Annotated in this window: 3 protein-coding genes; 1 reads left to right on the forward strand and 2 read right to left on the reverse strand. The window is 70.4% G+C overall.

The window, feature by feature from the left end; translation table 11 throughout:
• Window positions 1-169, reverse strand: a 169-nt coding sequence (locus GKQ77_RS30390) for a helix-turn-helix domain-containing protein (protein WP_219692338.1), incomplete at its 3' end; no start/stop codon positions are given.
• A 94-nt stretch (window positions 170-263) separates the two neighbouring features.
• Here GKQ77_RS30390 and GKQ77_RS30395 point away from each other — a divergent pair.
• On the forward strand, window positions 264-1025 hold the full coding sequence (locus GKQ77_RS30395; RefSeq protein WP_258022243.1) for a CTP synthase C-terminal region-related (seleno)protein: 762 nt from the start codon (window positions 264-266) through the stop codon (window positions 1023-1025).
• A 19-nt stretch (window positions 1026-1044) separates the two neighbouring features.
• Here GKQ77_RS30395 and cyc2 read toward each other — a convergent pair whose 3' ends face one another.
• Window positions 1045-3210, reverse strand: coding sequence for a germacradienol/geosmin synthase Cyc2 (cyc2, locus tag GKQ77_RS30400; RefSeq protein WP_219692337.1), 2166 nt, complete (start codon window positions 3208-3210; stop codon window positions 1045-1047).
• Between the last annotated feature and the right edge of the window lie 75 nt (window positions 3211-3285).

The following is a 3285-nucleotide window of genomic DNA, read 5'->3' on the forward strand; positions in this document are numbered from 1 at the left end:
GGGTGGGGGCCACGGGGCGGCGGGTCAACAGGGCGGAACCGAGGTCCTGTTCCAGGGCGGCGATGTGCTGGGAGACGGCGGACTGGGTGTAGCCGAGTTCGCGCGCGGCCCCGGAGAAGGAGGCGAGGCGGGCCACCGTCACGTACGTACGCAGGAGATGCGGATCCATGCGCCAAGGATTACGCACTCCATCAGGAACGCTTATGGGGGATGCAGATTTCATCGTTGGACATGAACGACGGCTCGCGCCCAGGATGATCGGCATGACGACCGACACAGCCATGACCGCCGTCGAAGCGGGCCACCACGCGCACCACTCCCCCACGGCCCGCGTCGCGTTGATCGGCGAACACTCGCCGAACGTGACCTCCCACAGCCGGATGCCGCTGCTCCTGGACGCCCTCGCCGCCCATGACCGCCTCGTCCTTGACGCGTACTGGGTCGCGACCGACGACGCCGAGGACCCGGACGCCGTACGCGGGTTCGACGCGGTGTGGGTCCTGCCCGGCAGCCCCTACCGCAGCGAGGCGGGCGCGCTGACCGCGATCCGCACGGCGCGCGAGGAGGGCATCCCCTTCCTCGGCACCTGCGGCGGCTTCCAGCACACGCTTCTGGAGTACGCGCGCAATGTCTGCGGCCTGACCGATGTCGCGCACGCCGAGAACGACCCCGGCGCCGACGACCTGCTCATCGAGCCGCTCGCCTGCTCGCTGGTCGGGCATGAGGGCACGGTGACGCTCGCCCCCGGCTCGCTCGCCGAGTCGCTGCTCGGCGCCGACCGGTCCGTGGAGCGCTACCACTGCTCCTACGGCCCGGGCCGCCACCTCGACACGCTGCGCGCGCACGGCCTGCGCTTCACGGGCGAGGACGAGGAGGGCCGGGTCCGCGTCGCCGAACTCCCCGGCCACCCCTTCTTCCTGGCCACCCTCTTCCAGCCCGAGCTCTTCGGTGACGGCTCGCGCCCGCACCCGGTCGTCCAGGGTCTCGCAAGGGCCGCCGTGCGGCACGCGCGCGTGCCCGCTTGATCGGGCTGGCCGCGACCCGTCAGCGCAGCCCCGCGATCGAGGGGACCCGGGGCGCGCGGTCCGGCAGGAAGCCGTGCGCCCTGCGGGCCAGGTCCTCGGCGCCGTAGCGACGGCAGCCCGCGTGCCAGTTGAGGATGCCCACCAGCCAGTTCTGCAGCTCGGTGACATAGCCGTCCATGACGGCGCGGCCCTCGGCCGAAAGACCGAAGTCCTCGTACAGGACGGGGAACTCATGCTCGGCGACATGCTGGAACTGGCGCATGCGCTGGGTCATCAGGTCGTGGATGACCTTCAGCCCGGTCGGGTAGTCGCAGCCGAAGAAGTTCTGCACGACCAGGATGCCGTTGTGGACCTCGCCCTCGTACTCGATCTCCTTCTGGTACGAGAAGACGTCGTTGAGGAGCATCGCGTAGTCCATCGCGGCGTTCTCCAGGGAGCGGACGGGGCCGCTGCGGTAGACCTCCGGCGGCACGGCGGGGCCGTGGCCCATCCGGCACAGGCTCATGGTGAGTTCGGAGCCGAAGGTGGCCCGGCGCATCTCCAGATAGTCGACCGGGTCGGGGATGCGGTTCTGCAGCTGGTTGGCGAGCTCCCACAGCCAGCTCTCCGTCATGACCACCACGGTCTGCCGCATGGTGCGCCGCTGGTCCGGGGTCATGTCCCGGGTCGTGCGTGCCCACAGGTCGGCGAGGGCGCGCTCCATGCCGTTCACGGGCACGGTGGCCGGTTCGCCCTCGATCGGCATGCACCCGGCGAGGCGCTCCGTGCAGAGCCTCGCGGCGGCGAAGTCACGGCGGTGGCCGAAGACCAGGGGGTAGTAGTCGTCGCCGTAGGTGCCCCAGGCCAGCCACTGCGAGCTGAGGTCGAGCGCTTCCGCCGAGCCGTCCGGGCCGATTCCGGCGGCGCACAGCGGAAGGTCGTACGCGTCGAGCTTGTCCTCGTCCCAGACGCCCTCCCCCAGGATGCCCATCGCGTGCGACCAGCCGGTGAGGCGGCCGCGCGCGGTGTCCAGGTGCGGGTTGAGCCGCAAGGGGAACGGCATGTCGAAGTCCGGGAGGATCGAGGGGCCCACCTTCTGGAACGGGACGTGGGTGAAGGCGCGCAGCCGCTCCGCCCCGGCGGACGCGAGGAGCGCGCCCACGTCGGCGGCGGAGGTGCCGATTCCGGTGGGTCCTGCGAGCGGTGAGGTGGCGAGCGCGCCCTCGTTCATGTACCTGCTGGAGCGCAGGTGCCATTCGTGGCCGCCGGACTGCCAGTCCTGAAGGCCCCGGGTGTACGCGGCGACCGCCGCGACCTCGGCCGGGGTGAGGCCCTTCTCCAGGGCGAGGGCGGGCACTTCGGTGACCGCCGTGTGTTCGAACTGGTGCAGGCGCGAGGTCAGGACGTCGTTGACGATGTCGGCGGCCTGCTGGGTCGTGCAGTCGAAGAAGGTCTCAAGGACCAGCACGCCGTTGCTCAGCTCGCCCTCGTCCTGGACCTCCCTCTGGTACGAGAAGAGGTCGTTGCGCAGGTGGACGCCGTCGGCGAACGTCTCCATGAGCACGCGCAGCGGCCTTGAACCGGCGACGGCCGCGGGCACTTCGGCGGTCGCGTACTCGATGAGCCCAGCCGACCAGGGGGCGCCGCCCACCTTGCGGCGCATCTCGATGTACTCGACGGGGTTGGCGACCCGTCCTTCGTTGATGTTCGACAGCTCCCACAGCGATTCGTTCAGGAGGTTCTCGGTGGCTTCGGCGAAGCGGCGGCGCCACTCCTCGGACATCGCGGGAACCGTGCGGGCCCACAGGTCGGCGAGGCCCGCCTCGACCGGGTTCCGCGGCTCGGGTACGGGGGTCGAGAGGTCCATCGGCATGAAGAGGGGGAGCCGGTCCAGATGGGCCTTTCCGGCCGCGCGGTCCTGGCTGCGTTTGTACATGTCCAGGAAGTGGTCGTCGAAGAAGAACACCCACACATACCAGTCGGTGATCAGCGAGAGCGCGGGCCCGTCGCAGTCGGGGTGGGTGTACGCGCACAGCAGGCCGTAGTCGTGCGCGTCGAGGTCGCTCTGCTCCCAGATGCCGGAGCCTTCGAGCATCCCCATGTCGCGCGCCCACCTGGAGGAGTGCGCGCGCGCCTCCTCCAGGTGGGGGTTGAGCCGCGCGCGATACGGCATGTAGAAGTGCGGCAGTTCGAAAGGCTGCGTCATGGCCCGGCCCTACCCGTGGCTCTCCCCCGCCATCCGGACGGCGGCACATGATCGCACCATCGCGTGAATCGGGGG

The sequence above is a fragment of the Streptomyces anatolicus genome (assembly GCF_019400875.1).
Taxonomy (GTDB): domain Bacteria; phylum Actinomycetota; class Actinomycetes; order Streptomycetales; family Streptomycetaceae; genus Streptomyces; species Streptomyces anatolicus.